We start from the raw sequence: 3183 nt of genomic DNA on the forward strand, positions 1-3183 counted from the left end.
GCTCGGGGTGCCGTGGTGGTGCGGTGGGGAGTGACGGCGGGTGCGGCGGTGCTGGTCGCCGGGAGCTGGCCGTACTTCGACGTGTTCGCGCTGGCCGGGGACAGCAGCGTGGACTGGATGCACCAGCGACTGTACGAGGACCTCGGCGGGCAGTTCTGGCTGGCGCTGCTGGGGCTGCCGGCGCTGTGGCTGCGATGGCGGCGGGGTTCCTGGCGGGATCCGCTGGTGCTGCTGTTCGTCCTCGACTGCCTGGTGGTGGCGTACGGCTGGGTCAGCGGCCACTACACGTACGGCAGGATCCTCGGGCTCACGCTCGTACCGCCGCAGTTCGCGCTGGCGGTGGAGCTGGCGGCGCCCCGGCCGTGGGGCAGGGCGCGGCGGGTGCTGGGCGGGGCGGCGGCCGTCGGGGCGTGCGTGGGGTTCCTGACCGTGCAGGGCGGGGCGGTCGTGCCGCGCGTGCTGGACCCGATCGGGTTGGAGCAGCCTTCGCTCTGGCCGTCGTACGCGTGGGTGGCACGGCATGTCGGGAAGGGCGAGGTGGTCATCTCCGACGGGCACTTCGCGCCCCGCTCGCTCCCTGGATACGGGCCGAACCTCGCCGCGCCGATCTGGCCCGACCCCGCGCTGGACGAACGGGAACGGGAGCGCCGGCTCGCCGATGTCCGCGCCTACCTCTCCCCGGACTCGACCCGCGCCGAGCGCACGGCCGTCGCCCGGCGCTATCACGCGCGCTGGCTGCTGCTGACGCGGTGGAAGCGGGTGCCGGAGGAGGCGGTGGTGGTGGCGTGGAGCCGGGAGACGGGGGAGGTGTTGGCGCGGATCGGGTGAGACGTCGGCACGGGACGCCGGGTGAGGCGTCGGCGATCAGGTGAGACGTCGGCTTCGGGTGGGGTTACTCGATGACGAGGTCGACGTCGATGTTGCCGCGGGTGGCGTTGGAGTAGGGGCAGACCTGGTGGGCCTGCTCGACCAGCTTGCGGCCGGTCTCCTCGTCCAGGGCGTCGGGCAGTTCCACGCGCAGCGTCACCTTCAGGCCAAAGCCCTCGCCCTGCTTGCCTATGCCGACCTCGGCGGTGACGGCGGCGTCGGAGACGTCGACCTTGGCCGCGCGGCCGACGAGGCCGAGGGCGCTGCCGAAGCAGGCGGCGTACCCGGCGGCGAAGAGCTGCTCCGGGTTGGTGCCCTGCCCGTTGCCGCCGAGCTCCACCGGCATGGCCAGCGCGAGGTCGATCTTGCCGTCGTTGGTGACGGCGCGGCCCTCGCGGCCGTGGGTGGCGGTGGCGACAGCGGTGTAGAGCGCGTCCATGGAAAACCATCCCTCTCGAGTCGAGTCACGTCCGGCGGCTCTGTCGTCGGCCGCCGCACGACCACAAGTAGAGCACACAATTCAATTGGGCACAACTAAATGATGGGCACGAGCTACCCTGGAACCATGACGACCACGCCCACGGCCGACTGGCTCCGCCTCGACCAGCAGATCTGCTTCTCCCTGAACGCCGCGTCGCGCGCCTTCGGCGGCGTCTACCGCGTGGTCCTGAAGGACCTCGGGCTCACCTATCCGCAGTACCTGGTGATGCTGGTGCTGTGGGAACACGGCGACCTGCCCGTCAAGAAGCTGGGCGAACACCTGCGCCTGGACTCCGGCACCCTGTCGCCGCTGCTCAAGCGGCTGGAGGCGGCGGGCCTGGTACGCCGGGAGCGCAGCGCCCGCGACGAGCGTTCGGTGGAGGTGCGCCTGACGGACGAGGGCACGGCGCTGCGCGAGCGGGCCCTTCAGGTGCCGCGCCGGATCGCCACCGCGACCGGCTTCGACGTGGACGAGATCCGCGCGCTGCGGGCACGGCTGGACCAGCTCACGGAGGCGCTGGACGCCGCGGCGGTCGAGGAGGCGACGGAGGGGGCGGCAGCGGGGCGCGGGGCATAGGCAGGGCGCCGCGCATGGAGCCGTAGGTGCGCGGAGCCGTAGAGATGCATGGAGCCGTAGGGGTGATGAGGCCGCCCCTCCGAAGCGCCGCCGCCCGCGGATGAACCCGCCATCACCTCCCGACGTCTTCCGGAACGCGCCCCAAGTCCCCTCTAACGGGCGATTGCGCATCATTCCTACGATTCCGGAACGTGACCTCCATGCACGCTCACGCCCCCCGCACCGCGCGCGCCCCCCAGGTCGGCGTCATCGTCATCGGTTACAACGACGCCGCCCATGTGACCACCGCGGTCCGCTCGGCGCTGGCGCAGGGCCCCGTCGTCCGTGAGGTCGTCGCCGTGGACGACTGCTCGACGGACGCCAGCGTGGACCTGCTCGCCCGCCTCGCCACGACCGAGCCGCGCCTGAAGGTGGTCCGGCGCCGGGTCAACAGCGGCGGCTGCGGCAGCCCGCGCAACACCGGCCTCGACCGGGTGACCTCGCCGTATGTGATGTTCCTCGACAGCGACGACGTACTGCCGCCGGGCGCGGTGGACGCGCTGCTCACGGCGGCGACGGGGGCGGACGCGCAGGTGGCGGGCGGTCTTTGTGTACGGCGGGAGCTGCCCGGGCGGCGCGAAGTGCCCTGGCAGGCGCCCCTCTACGCCACGCACGCCGTCTTCGAGCACCCCGCTCAGCGCCCGCGCCTGGTCCACGACACCCTCTGTGTGAACAAGCTCTACCGCACGGACTTCCTGCGCGAGAACGGCATCCGCTTCCCCGAAGGCCGTTTCCCCTACGAGGACTTCGTCTTCACCGCGCGCGTGCTCGCCGCCCGGCCGCGCATGGCCCTCGTCCCCGACCGGGTGTACGTCTGGCACGTGCGCCGCTCGGCCGACCGGCTGTCGATCTCCCTGGACCGCGCCGACATCGCCAACTGGCGGGCGCGCACGGAGGCGAGCCGGCTGGCGTACGAGATCCTGCTGGGCGCGGGGCAGAAGGAGCTGGCGCGGGCGGCACGGGCCAAGTTCCTCGACCACGAGTTGCGGATATACGCCCGTGAGCTGGGGTTGCACGACCAGCGGTACCAGCGCGCGTGGTGGGCGCACACGCGGGCGTGTCTCGCGGAGTTCGACGCGTCCGACTGGGCGCACAACCCCACCGCGCCCGGCCGCCTCATCGGCCGCGTCGTCCTGGCCTCCCCCGAGCCCACGAGACCTGTTATATCATCGCGTATGCCGTCTTCTGCTTGAAAAGGGGGGGGGGGGGGGGGGGGGGGG

At 72.3% G+C, this 3183-nt stretch carries 2 protein-coding genes and 2 pseudogenes; 3 read left to right on the plus strand and 1 reads right to left on the minus strand.

Going from position 1 to position 3183, the window contains the following annotated elements; translation table 11 throughout:
- Positions 1-828, plus strand: a pseudogene (locus L0P92_RS43360) (hypothetical protein); the annotation flags it as partial.
- Positions 829-892: 64 nt separating this feature from the next.
- Here L0P92_RS43360 and L0P92_RS43365 read toward each other — a convergent pair.
- The gene (locus tag L0P92_RS43365; protein WP_217212088.1) at positions 893-1306 is read right to left on the minus strand and encodes an organic hydroperoxide resistance protein; all 414 of its coding nucleotides are present in this window, start codon (positions 1304-1306) and stop codon (positions 893-895) included.
- A gap of 126 nt (positions 1307-1432) precedes the next feature.
- On the opposite strand from L0P92_RS43365, the gene L0P92_RS43370 reads away from it, so the two are divergent.
- Together L0P92_RS43370 and L0P92_RS43375 are read left to right on the plus strand one after the other, a co-directional pair.
- Complete coding sequence (locus tag L0P92_RS43370; protein WP_234768637.1) at positions 1433-1924, plus strand: MarR family winged helix-turn-helix transcriptional regulator; 492 nt, start codon at positions 1433-1435, stop codon at positions 1922-1924.
- A 200-nt stretch (positions 1925-2124) separates the two neighbouring features.
- A pseudogene (locus tag L0P92_RS43375) lies at positions 2125-3114 on the plus strand (glycosyltransferase family 2 protein); the annotation flags it as partial.
- Positions 3115-3183: the final 69 nt, after the last annotated feature.

Origin of the sequence: Streptomyces muensis (assembly GCF_021474425.1) — a bacterium.
GTDB lineage: Bacteria > Actinomycetota > Actinomycetes > Streptomycetales > Streptomycetaceae > Streptomyces > Streptomyces muensis.

Coding starts and splice junctions, on each gene's coding strand:
- L0P92_RS43370 (WP_234768637.1), top strand. CDS start 1,433: ATGACGACCACGCCCACGGCCGACTGGCTCCGCCTCGACCAGCAGATC.
- L0P92_RS43365 (WP_217212088.1), bottom strand. CDS start 1,306: ATGGACGCGCTCTACACCGCTGTCGCCACCGCCACCCACGGCCGCGAG.